21 protein-coding genes are annotated in these 20,131 nt (G+C 51.1%); 14 read left to right on the top strand and 7 right to left on the bottom strand.

Annotated elements, in window-relative coordinates; translation table 11 throughout:
- Positions 1-31: 31 nt before the first annotated feature.
- From GQ52_RS10635 to GQ52_RS10625, 3 genes are all read left to right on the top strand, one after another.
- Entirely contained in the window at positions 32-667 is a 636-nt protein-coding gene (locus tag GQ52_RS10635; RefSeq protein ID WP_047517551.1) for a protein-L-isoaspartate(D-aspartate) O-methyltransferase, read from the top strand.
- Positions 664-1,563, top strand: a complete 900-nt coding sequence (locus GQ52_RS10630) for a peptidoglycan DD-metalloendopeptidase family protein (protein WP_047517548.1) — start codon at positions 664-666, stop codon at positions 1,561-1,563. The genes GQ52_RS10635 and GQ52_RS10630 overlap by 4 nt, the downstream gene beginning before the upstream one ends.
- A gap of 83 nt (positions 1,564-1,646) precedes the next feature.
- The gene (locus GQ52_RS10625) at positions 1,647-1,994 is read left to right on the top strand and encodes a hypothetical protein (RefSeq protein ID WP_047517545.1); all 348 of its coding nucleotides are present in this window, start codon (positions 1,647-1,649) and stop codon (positions 1,992-1,994) included.
- A gap of 41 nt (positions 1,995-2,035) precedes the next feature.
- Here GQ52_RS10625 and leuA read toward each other — a convergent pair whose 3' ends face one another.
- Positions 2,036-3,721 (bottom strand): 2-isopropylmalate synthase, encoded by a 1,686-nt coding sequence (gene leuA / locus GQ52_RS10620; RefSeq protein WP_047517542.1) that lies wholly within the window; start codon positions 3,719-3,721, stop codon positions 2,036-2,038.
- Between the two features lie 163 nt (positions 3,722-3,884).
- On the opposite strand from leuA, the gene GQ52_RS10615 reads away from it, so the two are divergent.
- Positions 3,885-4,349 (top strand): Lrp/AsnC family transcriptional regulator, encoded by a 465-nt coding sequence (locus tag GQ52_RS10615; protein WP_024931029.1) that lies wholly within the window; start codon positions 3,885-3,887, stop codon positions 4,347-4,349.
- A 691-nt stretch (positions 4,350-5,040) separates the two neighbouring features.
- Here the strand turns inward: GQ52_RS10615 and GQ52_RS10605 are convergent.
- The 5 genes from GQ52_RS10605 to GQ52_RS10585 all read right to left on the bottom strand — a co-directional run bounded on the left by GQ52_RS10605 (position 5,041) and on the right by GQ52_RS10585 (position 11,039).
- Complete coding sequence (locus GQ52_RS10605) at positions 5,041-5,409, bottom strand: co-chaperone YbbN (RefSeq protein ID WP_047517536.1); 369 nt, start codon at positions 5,407-5,409, stop codon at positions 5,041-5,043.
- A gap of 151 nt (positions 5,410-5,560) precedes the next feature.
- Positions 5,561-6,094 (bottom strand): PEP-CTERM sorting domain-containing protein, encoded by a 534-nt coding sequence (locus tag GQ52_RS10600; protein WP_047517534.1) that lies wholly within the window; start codon positions 6,092-6,094, stop codon positions 5,561-5,563.
- A 166-nt stretch (positions 6,095-6,260) separates the two neighbouring features.
- Positions 6,261-6,854 (bottom strand): nitroreductase family protein, encoded by a 594-nt coding sequence (locus GQ52_RS10595; protein ID WP_047517531.1) that lies wholly within the window; start codon positions 6,852-6,854, stop codon positions 6,261-6,263.
- A gap of 10 nt (positions 6,855-6,864) precedes the next feature.
- Positions 6,865-9,411: a DNA mismatch repair protein MutS gene (gene mutS / locus GQ52_RS10590; RefSeq protein ID WP_047517528.1), complete on the bottom strand. Its 2,547-nt coding sequence runs from the start codon at positions 9,409-9,411 to the stop codon at positions 6,865-6,867.
- Between the two features lie 812 nt (positions 9,412-10,223).
- On the bottom strand, positions 10,224-11,039 hold the full coding sequence (locus GQ52_RS10585) for an inositol monophosphatase family protein (protein ID WP_019882627.1): 816 nt from the start codon (positions 11,037-11,039) through the stop codon (positions 10,224-10,226).
- An 82-nt stretch (positions 11,040-11,121) separates the two neighbouring features.
- On the opposite strand from GQ52_RS10585, the gene GQ52_RS10580 reads away from it, so the two are divergent.
- The 10 genes from GQ52_RS10580 to fdx all read left to right on the top strand — a co-directional run bounded on the left by GQ52_RS10580 (position 11,122) and on the right by fdx (position 19,372).
- Complete coding sequence (locus GQ52_RS10580) at positions 11,122-11,874, top strand: RNA methyltransferase (RefSeq protein ID WP_019882628.1); 753 nt, start codon at positions 11,122-11,124, stop codon at positions 11,872-11,874.
- Positions 11,875-11,937: 63 nt separating this feature from the next.
- The gene (gene cysE / locus GQ52_RS10575; RefSeq protein WP_019882631.1) at positions 11,938-12,672 is read left to right on the top strand and encodes a serine O-acetyltransferase; all 735 of its coding nucleotides are present in this window, start codon (positions 11,938-11,940) and stop codon (positions 12,670-12,672) included.
- A 130-nt stretch (positions 12,673-12,802) separates the two neighbouring features.
- Entirely contained in the window at positions 12,803-13,273 is a 471-nt protein-coding gene (gene iscR, locus GQ52_RS10570) for a Fe-S cluster assembly transcriptional regulator IscR (protein ID WP_047517525.1), read from the top strand.
- 9 nt (positions 13,274-13,282) lie between these two features.
- Positions 13,283-14,434, top strand: coding sequence for a cysteine desulfurase family protein (locus GQ52_RS10565; protein ID WP_047517523.1), 1,152 nt, complete (start codon positions 13,283-13,285; stop codon positions 14,432-14,434).
- A 25-nt stretch (positions 14,435-14,459) separates the two neighbouring features.
- Positions 14,460-15,677, top strand: coding sequence for an IscS subfamily cysteine desulfurase (locus GQ52_RS10560; RefSeq protein WP_019882634.1), 1,218 nt, complete (start codon positions 14,460-14,462; stop codon positions 15,675-15,677).
- A gap of 179 nt (positions 15,678-15,856) precedes the next feature.
- On the top strand, positions 15,857-16,237 hold the full coding sequence (gene iscU, locus GQ52_RS10555) for a Fe-S cluster assembly scaffold IscU (RefSeq protein ID WP_019882635.1): 381 nt from the start codon (positions 15,857-15,859) through the stop codon (positions 16,235-16,237).
- A 4-nt stretch (positions 16,238-16,241) separates the two neighbouring features.
- Positions 16,242-16,565 (top strand): iron-sulfur cluster assembly protein IscA, encoded by a 324-nt coding sequence (gene iscA / locus GQ52_RS10550; protein WP_019882636.1) that lies wholly within the window; start codon positions 16,242-16,244, stop codon positions 16,563-16,565.
- Positions 16,566-16,618: 53 nt separating this feature from the next.
- Positions 16,619-17,131, top strand: coding sequence for a Fe-S protein assembly co-chaperone HscB (hscB, locus tag GQ52_RS10545; protein WP_047517520.1), 513 nt, complete (start codon positions 16,619-16,621; stop codon positions 17,129-17,131).
- Positions 17,132-17,137: 6 nt separating this feature from the next.
- Positions 17,138-19,027: a Fe-S protein assembly chaperone HscA gene (gene hscA / locus GQ52_RS10540; protein ID WP_047517518.1), complete on the top strand. Its 1,890-nt coding sequence runs from the start codon at positions 17,138-17,140 to the stop codon at positions 19,025-19,027.
- A gap of 3 nt (positions 19,028-19,030) precedes the next feature.
- The gene (fdx, locus tag GQ52_RS10535; RefSeq protein ID WP_019882639.1) at positions 19,031-19,372 is read left to right on the top strand and encodes an ISC system 2Fe-2S type ferredoxin; all 342 of its coding nucleotides are present in this window, start codon (positions 19,031-19,033) and stop codon (positions 19,370-19,372) included.
- Positions 19,373-19,436: 64 nt separating this feature from the next.
- On the opposite strand, the gene GQ52_RS10530 is transcribed toward fdx, so the two are convergent.
- Positions 19,437-20,081, bottom strand: a complete 645-nt coding sequence (locus GQ52_RS10530; RefSeq protein ID WP_047517516.1) for a carbonic anhydrase — start codon at positions 20,079-20,081, stop codon at positions 19,437-19,439.
- Positions 20,082-20,131: the final 50 nt, after the last annotated feature.

Raw genomic sequence — 20,131 nt, 5'->3', positions numbered from 1 at the left:
TCCAAGAACATCAAGTAAAACCGGCATAGGCATGACTTCGTCACGCACGCGTGAACGCATGCTGACCCGCCTGCGCGAGCAAGGCATTCAGGATGAGGTGGTGATTGCGGCTATGGCCGATATTCCGCGCCACATCTTTGTCGATGAGGCACTGTCTATCCGCGCCTATGAAGATGTTTCATTGCCGATTGGTTATGGTCAAACCATTTCACAGCCCTACATTGTGGCAAAAATGACGCAAATTCTGCGTAATGGCAAACCGTTGAACAAGGTACTTGAAATCGGTACTGGCTGCGGCTATCAAACGGCCGTCTTATCACGCGTCAGTGCAGAGGTTTACTCATTAGAGCGCATTCGACCCCTGGTGATGAAGGCCAGAAACCATTTGCGTACCCTCAAATGCACCAACGTCAAGCTCGACCACGCCGATGGCAGCCTGGGTTTGAAGAGTTATGGTCCATTTGATGCCATTATGGTAACGGCCGCGGCCAGTCATGTGCCACAAGAACTGGTTGAACAACTGGCCGTTGGCGGCCGCATGGTGATCCCGGTCGGCACCAACGAGCAAGTATTACATCTGATCGAACGCACCACACAAGGTGTACAACAAATCGCGCTGGAACCAGTGAAGTTTGTTCCATTGTTGGGAGGCACGGCTTTATCATGAATTTACGCACTTTGCTAACGGTATGGGGTACAGCTTGCACACTGGCAGCTTGCGCGCTGAACTCACCCATGCCGCGTGCGCCAGTCAGCAGCAGCCCGGCCACAAGCGGCGAAAGCAAAGCAGCCGCGCCAGCAGTGTCGACGATAGGCGCCAGCCAGTATCTGGTGCAAAAAGGCGATACGCTGTACAGCATAGGCCGTAAATTTGGCATTCCATTCATGAAGCTGGCCGACATTAACCAGTTGCAGGCGCCCTATGAGATCCACGTCGGCCAAGTGTTGAACCTCAATGCCAAGGCCACCACGGTCAGCAACAAAGCCAATGAAGCAGCCAGTACCGCTGATGATGCAGAAGTTGTGACCTCCGCCATTAGCCGCCCGGACATGAACGCCGCTAGTGACACCGCAGCAACGTCAGCCACAGCCGCAAACAATCCAGCGCCCGCTTCAGCGGATGCTGGCAAAAATGTCTCCAGCGGCGATATAGAAGCGATTGCTGATGGTGATATTCAATGGCAATGGCCTTTGGCAGGCAAAGTCAGCACCAGCTTTGACGCACAAACCAACAAGGGCCTCAATATTACCGGTAACGCAGGCCAGGTAATTAATGCAGCCGGTGCAGGCAAAGTGATCTACAGTGGTATGGATGTGCGTGGATATGGCAAGCTGATTATTATCAAACATAACAGCAACCTGCTGTCAGTCTACGCACATCAAGGTAATTCTTTGGTCAAAGAAGGTGCTTTTGTGGCATCAGGCGAAAAACTTGCCAATTTACCGGCCGCGGCCAATAACAAATCACCCATGCTACATTTTGAAATCAGGCAAAAAGGCAAACCAGTTGATCCTATCAGCTATTTGCCAGCGAATCCGGCTACAATAAGCAGCAATAGTTAAGCCCGCACTGCCTGACGGGCTCGCAAAACCAGTCTTGCGCCTCTGACCTCTTGCGCATGGTTGCTGTTTGAAAGGAGTGCCGTATGGATCCAAACCGTTACAGCAAAAACCGTACGATTCGCCCCGATAGTGCCTGGCAAGTCGTACAGGCACTCGTCACCCTGGGGCTGATGCTCTGCGGCTTTATCGGCATCGCCGTACACGTGTTTGGCAGTGACCAAGGTCCGGCGGACTGGTTACAATGGGTCACGGCGACCCCCATCAATGGTGTGATCGCGTTTATCCTGCTGATAGCCGTCATCGCTTTTCACCGTTACATCACCCATATTAGCAACCAGCAACGCCGCTCTGCCAGCGAGCTGCCTGTCTACGCCATGATGCTGATTGGCGTTTATTTCATTTATACACTGATCACCACAGGTCATTGGTAATCACACCCTACCAACGTTGATGGCAGGGCGTTACGCATCAATCAAGCGGTTTTAACCAGCGCTGCAGGTTGCACAGCACATCTGTTCATGCCGCTGAAGATTGCCTTGATCGACGCCGTCACAATATTGGTATCCATGCCCACGCCGTAGCAGACCTTGCCCTGGCAGACGACCTCGACAAATGCACAAGCCATCGCCTCCCCGGCTGAACTGCTTGCCCCCAGCGAGCGCTCTTCAAAACTGCGCACCTGCACCTGAATACCGATATTTTGCAGCGCATGAATCGCAGCATCGACTGGTCCATTACCATGCCCACTGGCAATGGTTGGCACACCATCTACCGCAATATGCATGCGGATCGCCTGTCCTTGTGCGTGTGTCTCCAGTTGGTAGTCCTGAAAGTGCATAGGCACTACCGCAGCCACATAATGCGCATTAAACAGTTGCCACAACTCGGCAGGCCCAACCTCACTGCCATGTTGATCCGTATATTGCTGCACCACGCCAGAAAACTCCACCTGCATGCGTCTTGGCATCACCACCCCATAATGGCTTTCCATCAGGTAAGCCACCCCGCCCTTGCCTGACTGGCTGTTGACACGAATAATAGAGTCATAATTACGGCCCAGGTCTTTGGGGTCTATCGGCAGGTAAGGCACATTCCAGCGTGCATCAGCTTGCTGACTGGCAAAGCCCTTTTTGATCGCATCCTGGTGTGAGCCAGAAAACGCCGTGAATACCAGATCACCCGCATAAGGATGGCGCGGATGAATCTCGATCTGCGTGCACTCTTCTACCGTACGCCCAATCGCATCAATATCAGAAAAATCCAGGCCAGGATGCACGCCTTGTGTATACATATTCAGTGCCACGGTCACCAGGTCAACATTACCCGTACGCTCACCATGGCCAAACAGGCAACCTTCGACACGATCAGCACCCGCCATGATGCCAAGCTCAGTCGCTGCCACGGCTGTGCCGCGGTCATTATGCGGATGCAGGCTCAGAATGATGCTATCGCGGCGCGCCAGGTTGCGGTGCATCCACTCAATCTGGTCTGCATACACATTTGGGCTGGCGACCTCTACCGTCGCCGGACAATTGATAATCACTTTGCGCGCTGGTGTTGCCTCCCAAGCCTCGGTGACTGCATCACAGACTTCTTTGGAAAACGCAAGTTCAGTGGCAGTAAACGTTTCCGGACTATATTGCATGATGATTTCCGTTTCCGGCATATCAGCTGCCAGCACCTTAACCAGTTTCACAGAATCCACCGCCATCGCCTTCACTTCCGCCTTGCTCATATTGAATACGACCTCCCTAAACGTAGGTGAAATCGCATTGTAAATATGCACAATCACACGACGTGCGCCACGCACTGACTCCATGGTGCGACGTATCAGGTGCTCACGCGCCTGTGTCAGCACTTCTATCGTCACATCGTCGGGAATGCGTTTTTCCTCAATCAGGCTGCGCACAAAATTAAAATCAGTTTGCGAAGCCGAAGGAAACGCCACTTCAATCTCTTTAAACCCCATTTGGCACAGCATATTAAACATGCGCAGTTTTTTATCTGCATCCATCGGCTCAAACAATGACTGATTGCCGTCACGCAGATCTGTACTCATCCAGATCGGCGGCTGGGTAATCACGGCATTCGGCCATTGGCGGTCTTTGAGGCTCACGGGGGGAAAAGCCTGATATTTTTGTGCGGATTGTGTCTGCATGCTGTGCTCCATCTGTTTTGTTTTTGACAGAAGACATGATAGAGCTTTGGCAAAAAATTAAATTGCTAATTTATCTAAAATAAGCCAATTTAAAAAATATTATTTCAATATATTAATTATTTTTGTAATATTATTTCAATATTAAATTAAAGTTGAAATTTAAATGAAATTAGACCGATTCGACAAAGCCATTCTCAGCATCCTGCAAACGGATGGACATATCAGCAACCAGGAACTCGCTGACCGGATTGGCCTCTCTCCTGCGCCATGCCTGAGAAGAGTTAAAGCACTAGAACAAGCTGGCCTGATTCTAGGTTATCAGGCATTGGTCGATGCCAAAAAGCTTGGGTTGAGCCTGATGGCACTCATCGGTATTTCGATGGATCAACACACCCCCGAACGCTTTGCCAACTTTGAAAGCAGCATCGTTAATATTCCTGAGGTGCTGGAATGCCTGTTGATTACCGGCCAGCAATCGGACTATTTGCTTAAGGTTGTTGTGAGGGACATGGATGATTACCAGCATCTGTTACTGCATAAAATTACCAAAATTGCAGGGGTTACCGGCGTACATACCAGTTTTGTATTGAGGAATGTGGTGGCACGGGCGAAAGTACCAGTGGATTAGGAGTGAACAAGAAACATGAATTTAGCCAATGTTTACATAGGAATGTAGCGTTTTATTTCGCCTCTAGGCGAGTCACTTTCTGGTGCTTGTCCCCCAGAAAGTAACCAAAGAGGAAGACACCCAGCCATCACGGCCTCCGGCTCCCTTGCGTTGCTCAACAAAGTGGGCGTCCATCGAAACTCGCCCTAGCGGCTTGCACAACCCGCAAGCCACCGCGGAACTCGAACAGCCGATGGCCGAAAGCCCCCACTTCGCCTCCGCTACTCAGCGTGATGGAATGGGATTTATCTCATCTAACCTGCATCACTTCAGTTTGGACGGTTCAAAAACCGGATTCTTTTGTTAAGTCGGTCAAACGATAGCGCTCGTAGGTTTTCGGGGCCCCCATCTGCCGCGCCGAGCAACGCAGGGTTGGCGGGAGTTCTCGGCCATCGACTGTCTGAGCTCCGCAACAAGCCACGTCTTATGTGGCTTGTCAGGGCGAGTTTCGATGGACGCCCGGCAAGCCGAGTAGCGCAGGAAACAAGCGGAAGTTGGGGTGTCTTGTTCTTTGCCTTCTTTCTTATGGACAAGCATAAGAAAGAACGGTCGCCGAAAAGGCGAAAAAAAACTCTCATCACATCACTAATCGACACCCTCAAAAAGCAAAAAGCCATGCAATGCATGGCTTTTTAAATACAACAATCAGCGATTATTGCTTGGCATCTTCCGCCTTGTAATACTCCCGCACAGCTGTCATATCAAACTCACGTGCCCATTTGATAATCTCATCCAATGCCGGCGCACCAATCTCACCCACTTGCGCATGAATACCTGCGCGCTCGCGAATCACCAGCAAGCCTGGAATTTGCTTCACTTCGAAATACTCAGAAATTTCCGGGTCAGTTTCAGTATTCACCATCCCAAACACAATGTCTGGATTTTTGGCCGCAGCAGCCTCAAACGTCGGCGTGAATGCCACACAAGGATCACACCAAGGTGCCCAGAAGTCGACAACCACGAACGAATTGCTTTCGATGGTTTCTTTAAAATTATCTTTGGTCAGTGTTACAACCGCCATACTATCTCCAGTCCAAAAAATTGTTTTTTTATAGGTCTTATTTTAACAGACGAAACTGCTGCCAGAGAAATTTTCATTGGATGTTGATACACAACTGCCCACAAACAAAAAAAGCCGGCAATCGCCGACTTTTTTGTTTTACACGCTTGAGTTAAGCGTTGTATTTTCTTCTACGTACCAACACAATGGCACCCAGACCTGCCATCAACAAGCCATAAGTTTCTGGCTCTGGTACAGCAGTAATTCTGAATGCATAGTTGAGACTGGTGACACTGTTGTCTCTAATAAAAGCAGAAGCTGCTGAATTAATGTTAGCTGCCTCAAATGAATCTACCGGGCCATAGTACAAACCATTGTATTTGTTGCTGTAATCTTGTGCGAACTGCGCGCCACCATAACCAATCACGTCATACCAACCCTGAAAGTTGATGTTTAATGGATTGTTATCAATGGTGCTGATGACATAATCGGAAGCTGAGCCGCCGAATAACAGTGCAGCCGCTTCTTGTGCAGTGTAGGCTAATGGGCCATTCGTGGCATCATAAGCACTATCGCTCCACTCAGGTGCTGCATCGTTATAAACAGACCAGCTGCCAACGAAACTATAACTAGCTGCGTTTGCCAGTGACACGCCAGCGAACAAGGCGGCAGCTACCAGTGTTTTAAACAAACGTGATATCGACATCTTCTCTCTCCTCAAAGAATAGGCCTGTATTAGCAGGCATTTTTTTAATTAAACTTATAGTGATGAGCAATCCTAAATCATCAAATAAAATAACTCAACAACAATCTTATTGATTAGCAGCTTATCTACCCAAACGGGCCAATGCCGCATGTGCAAATGTGACGAATTACTGACCTTGCCATACGCCATTAAAAAACAATTCGTCCAGTGGTTTGCGGCTACGGGCAGCTACCTCACGGGCTTTATCCTCTTCCGATAATCCCTCTATGGCAGCCTGATAGCCAACCGTCACCATGGCTAAAATCTGGTAACGTTCAGGCACTTTAAAGGTGGCGCGTGCCTTGTCGGCATCAAAGCCCCCCATCTGGTGGGCCATCAAACCCAGAGCAGTGGCTTGCAAGCAGAGGTTCTCAGTAGCAGCACCGGTATCATATGCTGCCCATTTATTGGGTTTGTCATTATGGCCAAACAAGGTATCCGCACAAATCAACAACAGCACAGGCGCGTTGACGGCCCAGCCTTGATTGCCGGGAACCAGACAATCAAATGCCGCCTGCCAGGCTTGCATGTTATCTGCCTTGTTACAGAATACATAACGCCACGGTTGATCGCCAAAGCACGAAGGCGCCCAGCGGGCAGCTTCAAGCAGGCTGACGACTTGCTCCTGACTGACAGCTTTGCCCGCATCATAGGCGCGACCGCTCCAGCGGTTGGCAAGCAACTCATGGATGGCTTGTTGGGTAATAGCAGGTTTTTGCATGGTCAAATCCTCACAGTTGTTTTTTCAAAAGATACAGTAACTCTAACGCCTGCTTAGGGGTTAAGTCATCTGGCTGAATACGTTCCAATTCTGCAACCAGCGGGTGCAAAGGTGGCTCCTCTGGCACATGGCTTGCTGCAAACAGGTCATTTTGCGGCGTGGCGGCAATGGTCTGGTTTTCGAGTTGCTGCAATTTGCGCTTGGCCAATTGCACGACGGACTTGGGGATTCCAGCCAGTTGCGCGACCTGGATACCATAGCTCATGGTGGCCGCGCCCTCTTCTACCTTGTGCAAAAAGACAATGCCTTGGCCATGCTCAACCGCATCCAGATGTACATTGGCAGCATGTTTGGCCTCATCGACAATGCGCGTCAGCTCAAAGTAGTGCGTGGCAAACAAAGTCAGAGATTTGTTTTTCTCCAGTAACTGTTTAGCCACCGCCCACGCCAGACTCAAACCATCAAAAGTGCTGGTGCCGCGGCCGATCTCATCAAGCAATACCAGGCTGTTCGCACTGGCATTATTCAGGATATTGGCGGTTTCCGTCATCTCCACCATAAAGGTTGAGCGGCCACCTGCCAGGTCATCAGAAGCACCAATACGGGTGAAAATACGGTCAATATCCCCAATCACCGCAACTTGTGCTGGCACAAAACTGCCGCAATAGGCCAACAACACAATCAGCGCCGTCTGACGCATAAATGTCGACTTACCACCCATGTTGGGGCCAGTAATCAATAGCAACTGGCGATACGGATTGAGCGCCACATCGTTGGCCACATAAGGCTGGGCGATACTTTCCACCACCGGATGGCGGCCATGCTGGATATCCAGGCCGATATCTGGCCGGAATTCCGGCTGTATATAATGAAGCGCACGGGCACGCTCGGCAAAACAGGCCAATACATCTAACGTCGCCACAGCCGTGGCAATCCCTTGCAAGTTTGCGATATGCGGTAACAAGGCCTCCAGCACTTGCTCATACAGCATTTTTTCACGTGCCAGCGCCCGCTCGTTGGCACTCAACACTTTGTCTTCAAATGCTTTTAATTCAGGCGTAATAAAGCGTTCTACATTTTTCAAGGTCTGGCGACGACGATACTCGGGCGGTGCACTTTCAGCTTGCAAGCGGCTGATTTCGATATAAAAGCCATGTACGCTGTTGTATTCCACCTTGAGGTTAGCGATGCCGGTACGCGCCTTTTCGGCGGCTTCAAATTGCAGCAAAAAGTCACCATGATCAGTCTGAATCGCACGCAGTTCATCTAACTCAGCATCATAGCCAGTCGCAATCAGCCCGCCTTCGCGCAGCACTGCCGAAGGCTCGGCCTGGATTGCCTGAACCAATACCTGCAACGCATCAGCAGGTACTTGCAACTCAGCCAGCAAACCCTTTAACAAGCTGGACTCAGGCGGCGGAAGTGTGGTGACAATCGCTGGTAGTTGTAACAAGCTATCGCGCAGGCCCGACAAATCGCGTGGCCTGGCAGATTTAAGCGCCACGCGCGCAGTCATGCGCTCAATATCACCAACCGGATGCAGCACCTGCTGCAACGTGCTATCCAGAAATTGCCCCAGCAACTCAGCCACAGCCAAATGACGCTGCTGTATGGTGTGCTGATTGCGCAGAGGATGATGCAACCAATGGCGCAACAAACGTGCGCCCATGGCTGTTTGGGTCGAATTCAGCAGCGAGTATAAGGTCGGCGTCGTTTCACCGCGTATCGTTGTATCTATTTCCAGATTGCGGCGGGTCGCGGCATCCAGTTGCAGATAATGATCGCCCTGCTCCACGCGCAAACCCACAATATGCGGCAATGCGGTGCGTTGAGTATGTTTCACATACTCAAGCAAAGCACCCGCAGCAGTCACAGCCGCAGGCATTTCACCACAGCCAAAACCGCCCAGATCATGGGTATTAAACTGCTGCGTCAGGCTGCGATTAGCGGTATCCAGATCAAACTGCCATGGTGCCAGGCGTTTTTTGGCACAGCGGCATTGCTGCAGCACGTCTGAACTATGGTCTTCCGCAATCACCAACTCCGCCGGATGAATACGCTCCAGCTCCTGCGACAAATGCCCGGGCGCAATTTCACTCAACACAAACTCACCTGAAGCCAGGTTGAGCCGTGCCAGACCCAGCACACCCTCACCTTTAGCCACACACAGCAAAGTGTTATCGCGTGTTTCGTCCAGCAGCGCGGCATCCGTCAAGGTACCAGGCGTGAGGATACGCGTCACCTCACGCGCCACCGGTCCTTTAGAGGTCGCCGGATCGCCCACCTGCTCGCAAATCGCCACCGCCTCGCCCATCTTTGCCAGTTTGGCCAGATACCCCTCGGCCGCGTGATAAGGCAAGCCAGCCATTTTGATCGGCTCACCATTACTGGCACCACGACGGGTCAGTGTAATTCCAAGCAAACGCGACGCTTTTTCAGCATCCTCAAAAAACAGTTCGTAAAAATCGCCCATGCGGTAAAACAGCAGCATATCGGGATACTGTGCTTTCAACGTCAGGTATTGACGCATCATGGGGGTGTGGTTTTCGAAGGACATGCAGAGATACTTTGATTTAGAGATGTTGAAATAAATAGCCACTGCATCTTACAACAAAAGCATGGTTTTTTGCTGAGAGTGCTTTTAGAAAGACAATGATGGAAGAAAGTTATTCTTACAATTAGAGATGTGAGTTTTTAAGTTGCATTCTATTTCGCCATTAGGCGAGTCACTTTCTGGTGCTTGTCCCCCAGAAAGTAACCAAAGAAGAGGACACCCAGCCATCACGGCCTCCGGCTCCCTTGCGTTGCTCAACAAAATAAGCCGGTCACGAAACTCATCCTAGCGGGCTGCACACTACGCAGCCCACCGCGGGATTCGAACAGTCGCTCCCTCTACTCTTATTTTGTCTCCGCTACTCAGCGTGATGGAATGGGATTGATCTCACCAAACTAACATTGTCGAAATCTGAACGATTCAAAAACCGGATTCTTTTATTAAACCTGCTAAACGATGGCGCTCGCAGGTTTTCGGGGTCCCCATCTGCCGCGCCGAGCAACGCAGGATTGGCGGGAGTAGTCGGCCATCGGCTGTCCGAGTTCCGCAACAAGCCACGTCTTATGTGGCTTGTCAGGGCGAGTTTCGATGGACGCCCGGCAAGCCGAGTAGCGCAAGGAAGAAGCGGAAGTTGGGGTGCACTTTCTTTTGGTTACTTGTTCTTTGTGCAAGCAAAGAAAAGTAACTCGCCGAAAAGGCGAAAAGAAATCTCTCGTACACGCACAAACCTAAAGAATGACCTTCCCAACCAATCAGCCACAAAAAAATAAACCCGAATATCTCTATCCGGGTTCATCATTCAACATCAGAAAAAACTACATGCCCAATGTCGGCGTCTTGATCCGCTCAGTCAGATGTGGCGCAATCACCTGCAGCATTTGTCCAAACACTTTAGGATTTGCCGCTACGATATTGCCAGTACGTAACCAGCTTTCATTGCCTTCAAAGTCACCGACAATCCCGCCTGCTTCCTGTACTAACAAGGCGCCCGCTGCAATATCCCACGGTGACAGGTTGATCTCGAAAAAACCATCTGTGAAACCGGCAGCGACATAGGCCAGATCCAGCGCGGCAGAGCCAGGGCGGCGTAAACCGGCGGTTTTTTTAGCCATATCGCGGAAAATGTTGATATAGGTATCCAGGTAACTGAAATCTTTGAATGGGAACCCTGTGGAAAGCAATGCTTCTTGCAATTTGGTACGCTGGGTGACGCGAATACGGCGGTTGTTCAGAAACGCACCGCTGCCTCTGGTCGCGGTAAACAAATCATTGCGCACCGGGTCGTAAATCACGGCCTGGGTCAGCACGCCTTTTTCTTGCAGGGCAATTGAAATACAGTAAGCCGGGAAGTTATGCAAAAAGTTAGTGGTGCCATCTAGCGGGTCGATAATCCAGATATTGTCGGATTCGCTATTGGTTTTACCCGTTTCTTCGCCATAAAAACCGTGGTTTGGATAAGCTTCTTTTAAGATATTGATAATGGCTTGCTCGGCATTGCGGTCGATTTCGCTCACAAAATCGTTAGTGTCTTTTTGCTCGACTTTTAAGGCGCCGATGTCCATGGCGCCACGGTTGATGATTTTGCCTGCTTCACGCGCGGCGCGAATGGCGACATTCAGGATTGGATGCATGCTGTGGGATCTTGATTCACTGATAAAATGCTATTTTAGCTTTTTACACGCTTAGCCACAAACACAACGGTAAAATTTACCCATGTCACTCAATACTGAATCCGCCATTTTTTCAAATATCCGCGTCGTTTTATGCCAAACCAGCCATCCTGGCAACATTGGCTCCACGGCGCGCGCCATGAAAACCATGGGCTTAAGCCGTCTTTACCTGGTGCGCCCAAAACACTTTCCAGATAGCGAAGCCACCTCATTGGCAGTCAATGCCGCCGACCTGCTGGAAACAGCCGTCGTGACAGAAACCCTGGAGGAGGCGCTCGCCGACTGCCAGTTTGTGATTGGTGTCAGCGGCAAGGAGCGATCACTGTCACAACAGGTGATGACGGTGCGTGAGGCGGCGCAAGAGGTAAAGTCAGTTGCCAGCCATAGTCAGGTCGCACTGGTGTTTGGTACCGAGATGAGCGGCCTGAGTAATGCCGAGGCTGACCTTTGCCATGTGCTGGCAACGATTCCTGCAAATCCTGAGTACACCTCACTCAACCTGGCGCAAGCAGTACAAATCATGAGCTACGAAACGCGCATGGCGATCACTACCGGCGAATTACATTACGCCGAGAAGCCGATCGAGCTCGCCACACAGGATGATCTGGAGCGCTTTTACGAGCATATGCGCGAGGTACTGGAACATATCGGCTATATCAATCCACGTGCGCCGAAAAAGCTGTTTGAACGTCTGCGCCGCCTGTATGGCCGTAGCCGGTTGGAAAAAGAAGAGGTCAATTTGTTACGTGGCATTTTGACGCTGACCGTCAATCCGAAAAAACATGACAAATACTAAAATTGACCATAGGCGCGCATGCTGGCTTTAGACGTGCGCTTAACTTAATGGCATAATGCGCGCATGTTTAAGCACCTCAAAGAAGATATTTCGATTGTGTTTGACCGCGATCCGGCGGCTCGCACACATTTTGAAATTCTGACCACCTACCCTGGTGTGCATGCCTTGATTCTGCATCGTTTCAGCCATTGGTTGTGGAGTCACCGCCTGTATTGGCTAGGGCGCGCGCTCTCCCACTTCGGGCGCTGGATCACCGGCATCGAAATCCACCCTGGCGCCACCATTGGCCGCCGTGTGTTTATTGATCATGGCATGGGGGTCGTGGTGGGTGAAACCGCCATCATTGGCGATGATTGCACGCTCTACCATGGTGTCACCCTCGGCGGCACCAGCTGGAACAAAGGCAAACGCCACCCTACACTGGAGTCTGGCGTGGTGATTGGCGCAGGGGCCAAGGTGCTAGGGCCGATTACGATTGGTAAAAACGCCAAGATTGGCTCCAATGCCGTGGTGGTCAAGGATGTGCCGGACGGCGCCACCGCAGTTGGCATTCCGGCCCGCATCCTCGAAGAAGAAAAAGCCAAACAGCGCCAGGATGCCGCGCAAAAAATGGGCTTCAGCGCCTACGCGGTTGGCAATGATGAAAATGACCCCATGATTAAAGCGATTAACAGCCTGCTGGATCATGCCCACAAGCAAGAGGCAGAAATCGCCGAGCTTAAAGTGCAATTAGCCAAACTCAATGATGTTGAAACAGACAGCAACGTCGGTGAAGCCTTTGCCAAAAAGCCAGAGTAACTGCCCGCAAAGACAAGTAGCACCTACCTCAAACCATCGTCCAGCATGACTTGAACTTTTCAGTCATAATAATTGACTAAAACAGTAGGTTATTATACAATTCAACTCTGTTTTAAAAGGTCATCTCAAGATGCGATTAACCACCAAAGGACGTTTTGCTGTTACCGCGATGCTGGACATCGCGCTCTACGAAGCGGACAAGCCAGTCACCTTGGCTGGCATCAGTGAGCGTCAAAGCATTTCACTATCTTATCTTGAACAGTTATTTAGCCGCTTACGCAAACAGGGCCTGGTTTCCAGCGTGCGCGGGCCAGGCGGTGGCTACCGTATTGCCAAAGCGCACCACGAGATTTCAGTCTCTGACATTATCACCGCTGTGGACGAACAAATTGATGCGACGCAATGTGGCGGCAATGAAAACTGCCATGACGAAGGCCGTTGCATGACGCATGAGCTCTGGGCATCATTAAATAGCAAGATTCTGGATTATTTGTCCGGCGTCAGCCTGGCGGATATGGTCGAGATGCAACGCAAAAAAGGCGCTGGCACAGTGGTCTTTGCACCGAGAAAATGTGGCTCTGAAGCAACTATTGCCGCCTAACATTTGGCTATGACAACGAAAACCGTTTTCCTGGATCACAACAGCACCACGGCGTTAAAACCGCAGGTACTGGAAGCGATGCTACCCTGGTTGACCCAGGCGACTGGCAATCCGACCAGTCGCCATGTGTATGGCCGCAATGCACGTGAGGCGATGGAGCTGGCCAGAAAGCAGATTGCCGAGTGCGTCGGTGTTCAGGCGTCACAAATCGTGTTTACGTCCGGCGGCACCGAAGCGAATAATTTTGCGATTAAAGGGATCACGGCCAACCTGAGCCCGTCACAGCTACTGATCAGCGCCATTGAGCACCCATGCGTGACCCGCCCGGCACAATCGCTGGCCTGGCATGACTGGAAAGTCGCCCAGCTTGGCGTCAACAGTCAGGGCGTGATTGACCTGGCGCAGGCCGAACAAGCACTGAGCACTCGCACAGGCCTGATTTCGGCCATGTTGGCAAACAATGAAACCGGCGCCAGACAGCCAATAGCCGAGTTGGCGCAATTGGCAAAAGCACATGGTGCGTTATTGCATACCGATGCCGTACAGGCCTTCGGCAAAATCGCCGTCGACATGCATGCGCTTGGCGTGCACGCGATGACGATCTCCAGCCACAAGATTGGTGGCCCGATTGGTGTCGGCGCCTTGATTCTGGATAAACGTGTAGACATTGCACCTTTATTGCATGGCGGTGGTCAGGAACGTGGCCTGCGTAGCGGCACTGAAAATGTCGCAGGCATTGTCGGTTTTGCCCGGGCTTGCCAATTGGCGATGGAAACGCTGGACGCGCGCCAGACCGTCGTACAAGCGTTGCGTGACCAGCTGGAAACCGGGTTAAACAAGTTAGGCGCCACAATTTTTGCATCACAAACCGAGCGCCTGCCAAACACCAGTTTTTTTGCCATCACCAATATTGAAGGCGAAACCTTGGTGACAGCACTCGATAAAGCGGGGTTTGCGGTTGCCAGTGGCTCGGCCTGCTCCAGTGATAGTACAGAGCCCAGCCATGTACTACTGGCAATGAGCATCACGCCAGACCTGGCACGCGGTGCAGTGCGCGTCAGCCTGAGCGACAGCAATACCAGTGAAGAAATCACACAGTTTTTAGCAGCGTTGCAGCAACAAGTGCAGCGTCTGAAAGGATTAAATGCCGTTGCGGCATGAGACTTTAATTGAAAGAGCATGAGACATGTCTGAAAGAAAGCCGATTTATCTGGATTACTCTGCAACCACACCGGTAGACCCACGTGTGGCGCAAAAAATGATTCCTTACCTGACCGAAGACTTTGGCAACCCGGCTTCGCGTAGCCACCCGTATGGCTGGACCGCAGAGCACGCCGTAGAAAATGCGCGTGAAGAAGTCGCCAAGCTGGTCAATGCAGATCCACGCGAAATCGTGTGGACGTCAGGTGCGACGGAGTCGAATAACCTGGCGATTAAAGGTGCCGCGCACTTTTATGCAGGCAGCAAAGGCAAGCACATCATCACCGCAGCCACCGAGCACAAAGCGGTGCTGGATACCGTGCGTGAACTGGAGCGTGAAGGCTACGAAGCGACTTACCTGCAACCAGAAGCCGACGGCCTGATTTCGCTTGAGAAATTCAAAGCCGCGATTCGTCCGGATACTGTGCTGGCGTCTATCATGCTGGTCAATAACGAAATCGGCGTGATCCAGGATATTACGGCACTGGGTAATGTCTGCCGCGCCAACAATGTGATTTTCCATGTCGATGCTGCGCAAGCCACCGGTAAAGTCGCGATTGACCTGGAAACGCTGCCCGTAGATTTGATGAGCTTTTCTGCGCATAAAACCTACGGCCCTAAAGGCATAGGCGCGTTATATGTGCGTCGTAAACCTCGTATTCGTATTGAAGCGCAGATGCATGGCGGTGGCCATGAGCGCGGCATGCGTTCCGGCACCCTGGCCACGCACCAGATTGCAGGCATGGGCGAAGCTTTCCGCATCGCACGTGAGGAAATGGCCAGCGAAAACGAGCGTATCCGCGCACTGCGTGACCGCTTGCTGAACGGCCTGCTACAAATTGAAGAGACTTACGTCAATGGTGACCTGGATCATCGTGTGCCGCACAACCTCAACGTCAGCTTTAACTACGTTGAAGGCGAGTCACTGATCATGGCGATCAAGGATATTGCTGTATCCTCCGGCTCCGCATGTACCTCTGCCAGCCTGGAGCCTAGCTATGTGTTGCGTGCCTTGGGCCGCTCTGACGAACTGGCACACAGCTCGATCCGTTTCAGTATTGGCCGCTTCACTACCGAAGCCGATGTGGATTACACCATTGACCTGTTAAAGAGCAAAATTGGAAAATTGCGTGAACTGTCCCCATTATGGGAGATGTTCAAGGATGGAATTGATTTGTCCAAAGTAGAATGGGCGGAACATTAAAGTGATCTTTGATCGCCTGGCGGCGTTGTCGGACTGCTTGTTTAGATAAACTAAACGGCGCAATCCTCCGCCTTGCCAGACAGTCAAATCTGCAATTTTTACGAATTAAGGAATATTTTTTAAGAATTAAAAAGCGACACAATCCTGTTGGTCGCGATTTAATTGATAGGAGCAACAACATGGCTTATTCAGATAAAGTATTGGACCACTACGAAAATCCACGTAACGTGGGTTCTCTGGACAAAAATGACCCGAATGTGGGCACCGGCATGGTCGGCGCGCCTGCGTGTGGTGACGTGATGAAATTGCAAATCAAGGTGAATGATGCAGGCGTGATTGAAGATGCCAAATTCAAGACCTATGGTTGCGGTTCTGCGATTGCTTCCAGCTCGCTGGTGACCGAATGGTTAAAAGGCAAAACGCTGGATCAGGCGCAAGAAATCAAAAACTCTGCGATTGCTGAAGAACTGGCATTGCCACCAGTGAAAATTCACTGCTCAGTACTGGCAGAAGATGCTATCAAATCTGCGATCGCTGATTTGAAATCCAAGCAAGGCTAAGCGTATGGCAATTACCCTGACTGAAACAGCAGCTAACCGTGTCGAGAAGTTCCTGGCCAACCGTGGCAAGGGCCTTGGCTTACGCCTGGGTGTCAAAACCACCGGCTGTTCAGGCATGGCCTACACGCTGGAATTTGTGGACGAAATGCAAGCAGAAGATGTGTCATTTGAAAGCCACGGCGTCAAGGTGATTGTCGACCCGAAAAGCCTGGTGTATATCGATGGCACTGAGCTCGACTTTACCAAGGAAGGCTTGAACGAAGGCTTTAAGTTCAACAATCCAAATGTCAAAGACGAGTGCGGCTGCGGCGAGTCATTTACCGTTTAATTGTTGCTGCAAATACACGCAGCGTTCGCCTGACGCTGCGGCCAATATAGACTATGCAAAACTATTTCGCCCTCTTTCAGCTGCCGCAACAGTTTGAGCTGGACTTGACCGTACTGGATGGCCAGTACCGCAAGTTACAAGCGGAAGTACATCCGGATAAATTTGTGAATGCTTCGCCCGCCGACCGCATGCAATCCATGCAAATGGCCACACTGGTGAATGAAGCTTACCAGGCACTCAAACAGCCAACGTCACGCGCCCGCTACTTGCTGCAACTGCAGGGCATTGCCACCGATGAAGAAAATAACACCGCCATGCCTGGTGATTTTTTAATGGCGCAAATGGAGTGGCGTGAAGCCATGGATGACGCCAGGCTTGGTAAAGATATCCCAGCGCTGGATGCATTACTGAAAGAGATGCGAATACAGGCAAAAACCTTGCAGCAACAAGTGGCCAGCGAGATTGTGGCCGCCCCGACGCAAGCAGCACTGACCGTCCGCAAGCTGCGGTTTATTGATAAAGTGAGTGAAGATGTGAATCAGCTGATCGCTCAGTTGGAAGATTAGAGTTTCATGGCCTTATTACAGATTTCAGAACCTGGATTATCCCCTGCCCCACATCAGCACAAATTGGCAGTAGGCATTGACCTGGGTACCACCAACTCCCTGGTTGCCACAGTACGCAGCGGCATGAGTACGGTCTTGCATGACGAGCATGGGCACGCCTTGTTGCCTTCTGTGGTACGTTACCTGCAGGATGCCGTCATTGTCGGCCACGAAGCACAGGCAGCACAAAGCCTCGACCCAGTGAATACCATTATCTCGGTCAAACGCTTTATGGGCCGCGCCTTGCACGACATTACCGACAGAGCGCATATTCCCTATCATTTTGTTGAAAATGATAGTTCGCAAGGCATCCTCGAAATCAAAACGCGTGCTGGTTTGAAAAGCCCGGTCGAGATTTCTGCCGATATATTAAAAACCCTGAAAGCACGTGCTGAAAAAGCATTGGGCGGCGAACTGACCGGTGCGGTGATCACCGTACCCGCCTATTTTGATGATGCACAACGCCAGGCGACCAAAGACGCTGCACGCCTCGCAGGCTTGCATGTGTTACGCCTGCTCAATGAACCCACCGCCGCGGCCGTGGCTTACGGCCTGGATAACGCGGCCGAAGGCGTCTATGTCATTTATGACCTGGGCGGCGGCACATTTGATATTTCAATTTTGCGCCTGAGTAAAGGCGTGTTTGAAGTCTTGGCCACCAATGGTGACTCGGCATTAGGCGGTGACGACTTTGACCACCGCATCTTTTGCTGGGTACTGGACCAGGTACGCAGTAAAAGCAAAGACTTTAAACCACTCAACGAAGAAGATACCCGCCTGCTGCTCACCAAATCGCGCCAGGCCAAAGAATGGCTGACCGATAATCATGAAGCTAACATCGTCTGTAAATTAAGCAACGGCGCCCTGGTCGATGAAACCTTGTCGGTGGCCCAATTTGTAGCGCTCACTGAACATCTGGTGATTAAAACCTTAAGCCCTACGCGCAAAGCCATGCGCGATGCCGGGTTAAGCATAGACGAGATTAAAGGCGTGGTACTGGTCGGCGGTGCTACGCGCATGCCGCATATCCGCCATGCGGTGCAGGCATTCTTCGAGCAAGAGCCACTGACCAATCTCGATCCAGACAAAGTCGTCGCCCTTGGCGCAGCCATACAAGCCAACGTGCTCGCCGGTAACCGCAGTGGCGATGAATTACTGTTACTGGACATCACCCCGCTCTCACTTGGCTTGGAAACCATGGGTGGATTGGTAGAAAAAGTGATTCCTCGCAACTCGACTTTGCCGATTGCACGTGCACAGGACTTTACCACCTACAAAGACGGCCAAACCGCCATGGCGATTCATGTCGTGCAAGGCGAGCGTGAACTGGTCAGTGACTGTCGTTCATTGGCACGGTTTGAACTGCGTGGCATTCCGCCGATGGCAGCTGGGGCAGCCCGTATTCGCGTCACTTTTCAAGTCGATGCCGATGGCCTGTTATCTGTCAGTGCGCGCGAACAGACCAATGGCGTGGAAGCCAATATCACGGTGAAACCCTCTTATGGCCTGAACGAAGACCAGATCACTAACATGCTGAAGGATTCATTTGGTGCAGCCGAAAGCGACAAAGCCGCCCGCATGTTGCGTGAGGCCGTCGTCGACGCACAACGCCTGATAGAGGCGATTCAAGCTGCACTGCTTGAAGATGGTGACACCCTGCTGAGTGCAGACGAACGCCAACAGATACAAACCCATATCGACGCCCTGCTGGCCTTATGCCAGGGCACGGATAGCCATGCGGTTAAACAGGCGAGCGATGCACTTAACCATGCCACAGAAGACTTTGCCGCCAAGCGCATGGATGCCTCGGTACAAAAAGCCCTTGCAGGCAAAAACCTGGATTCACTGGAACTCTAAAATATGCCAAAAATTAATGTATTACCGCATCCTGAAATCTGCCCGCAAGGCGCCGTGATCGAAGCCGAAAAAGGCACGTCAATCTGCGATGCGCTGTTAAAGCACGATATTGATATTGATAATGCCTGTGGCGGCGTCTGTGCCTGTACTACCTGCCATGTGGTGGTACGTGAGGGCTTTAACAGCCTGAATGAAATTGAAGAAGATGAAGACGATATGCTGGATCGCGCCTGGGGCCTGACTCCGCAGTCCCGCTTGTCGTGCCAGGCCATTTTGCAGGAAACCGATGTCACGGTAGAGATTCCCAAATACAGCATTAACCTGGCCAAAGAAGGCCATCATTAATCACCTTCAAGCCAAATAAAAAGCCGATGCATGCATCGGCTTTTTTGTTTCACCTAGTCAGCACTTAGCCAATAAAAGTATCTTCCAGGAAATCCACTTTACCGGTAGAGATATCATAGACCGCACCGACAATGCCGATCTGCTTGCTTTGCAACATATCATCAATAATGTCACTGCATCGAATGATGGTATCGATCTGATATTTCACATTCAAGGCGCAAATCTTCTCCACAAAATCACTGTTTTTTGAATTGCGCTGGGCCGGATCGGTAATGGTCTTTTCGTGACGGATAGACGGTTTGATCAGGTTGATAATCTCGCCGATATGACCATCTTTAAAATCATCACAAGCCGCTTTCACCGCGCCGCAGGACGAATGGCCCATGACTACAATCAGTTTGCTGCCCAGGTACTTGCTACCAAACTCCAGGCTGCCGATGGCTTTATCTGAAGCAATATTACCTGCCAGGCGCACGCTGAACACATCGCCCAATGCCTGGTCAAATAACAACTCCACTGGTGCACGTGAGTCACTGCAGCTCAAAAAAGACGAAAACGGATGTTGTTTATCCTTGGTGATTTGGATCAGGCTTTTGAAATCCTTGTCCTGTTCACGGTCGTTAATAAAACGGTGATTACCTTCAACCAAGATATCCAGTGCTTCACGCGCGGTCATTTTGTCGCGGTCCAGTAATGGGTGCTTGTACATAGTGTCTATCCTCTACTAATTAATTGTTTTGCATGGCTTGTACGCCATGC

Source organism: Methylophilus sp. Q8, from assembly GCF_000800115.1.
GTDB lineage: Bacteria > Pseudomonadota > Gammaproteobacteria > Burkholderiales > Methylophilaceae > Methylophilus.
Note: the sequence above shows the minus strand (reverse complement) of the source record. Positions and strands in the feature narration are given on the sequence as shown.

Coding starts and splice junctions, on each gene's coding strand:
- GQ52_RS10635 (WP_047517551.1), top strand. CDS start 32: ATGACTTCGTCACGCACGCGTGAACGCATGCTGACCCGCCTGCGCGAG.
- GQ52_RS10630 (WP_047517548.1), top strand. CDS start 664: ATGAATTTACGCACTTTGCTAACGGTATGGGGTACAGCTTGCACACTG.
- GQ52_RS10625 (WP_047517545.1), top strand. CDS start 1,647: ATGGATCCAAACCGTTACAGCAAAAACCGTACGATTCGCCCCGATAGT.
- leuA (WP_047517542.1), bottom strand. CDS start 3,721: ATGCAGACACAATCCGCACAAAAATATCAGGCTTTTCCCCCCGTGAGC.
- GQ52_RS10615 (WP_024931029.1), top strand. CDS start 3,885: ATGAAATTAGACCGATTCGACAAAGCCATTCTCAGCATCCTGCAAACG.
- GQ52_RS10605 (WP_047517536.1), bottom strand. CDS start 5,409: ATGGCGGTTGTAACACTGACCAAAGATAATTTTAAAGAAACCATCGAA.
- GQ52_RS10600 (WP_047517534.1), bottom strand. CDS start 6,094: ATGTCGATATCACGTTTGTTTAAAACACTGGTAGCTGCCGCCTTGTTC.
- GQ52_RS10595 (WP_047517531.1), bottom strand. CDS start 6,854: ATGCAAAAACCTGCTATTACCCAACAAGCCATCCATGAGTTGCTTGCC.
- mutS (WP_047517528.1), bottom strand. CDS start 9,411: ATGTCCTTCGAAAACCACACCCCCATGATGCGTCAATACCTGACGTTG.
- GQ52_RS10585 (WP_019882627.1), bottom strand. CDS start 11,039: ATGCATCCAATCCTGAATGTCGCCATTCGCGCCGCGCGTGAAGCAGGC.
- GQ52_RS10580 (WP_019882628.1), top strand. CDS start 11,122: ATGTCACTCAATACTGAATCCGCCATTTTTTCAAATATCCGCGTCGTT.
- cysE (WP_019882631.1), top strand. CDS start 11,938: ATGTTTAAGCACCTCAAAGAAGATATTTCGATTGTGTTTGACCGCGAT.
- iscR (WP_047517525.1), top strand. CDS start 12,803: ATGCGATTAACCACCAAAGGACGTTTTGCTGTTACCGCGATGCTGGAC.
- GQ52_RS10565 (WP_047517523.1), top strand. CDS start 13,283: ATGACAACGAAAACCGTTTTCCTGGATCACAACAGCACCACGGCGTTA.
- GQ52_RS10560 (WP_019882634.1), top strand. CDS start 14,460: ATGTCTGAAAGAAAGCCGATTTATCTGGATTACTCTGCAACCACACCG.
- iscU (WP_019882635.1), top strand. CDS start 15,857: ATGGCTTATTCAGATAAAGTATTGGACCACTACGAAAATCCACGTAAC.
- iscA (WP_019882636.1), top strand. CDS start 16,242: ATGGCAATTACCCTGACTGAAACAGCAGCTAACCGTGTCGAGAAGTTC.
- hscB (WP_047517520.1), top strand. CDS start 16,619: ATGCAAAACTATTTCGCCCTCTTTCAGCTGCCGCAACAGTTTGAGCTG.
- hscA (WP_047517518.1), top strand. CDS start 17,138: ATGGCCTTATTACAGATTTCAGAACCTGGATTATCCCCTGCCCCACAT.
- fdx (WP_019882639.1), top strand. CDS start 19,031: ATGCCAAAAATTAATGTATTACCGCATCCTGAAATCTGCCCGCAAGGC.
- GQ52_RS10530 (WP_047517516.1), bottom strand. CDS start 20,081: ATGTACAAGCACCCATTACTGGACCGCGACAAAATGACCGCGCGTGAA.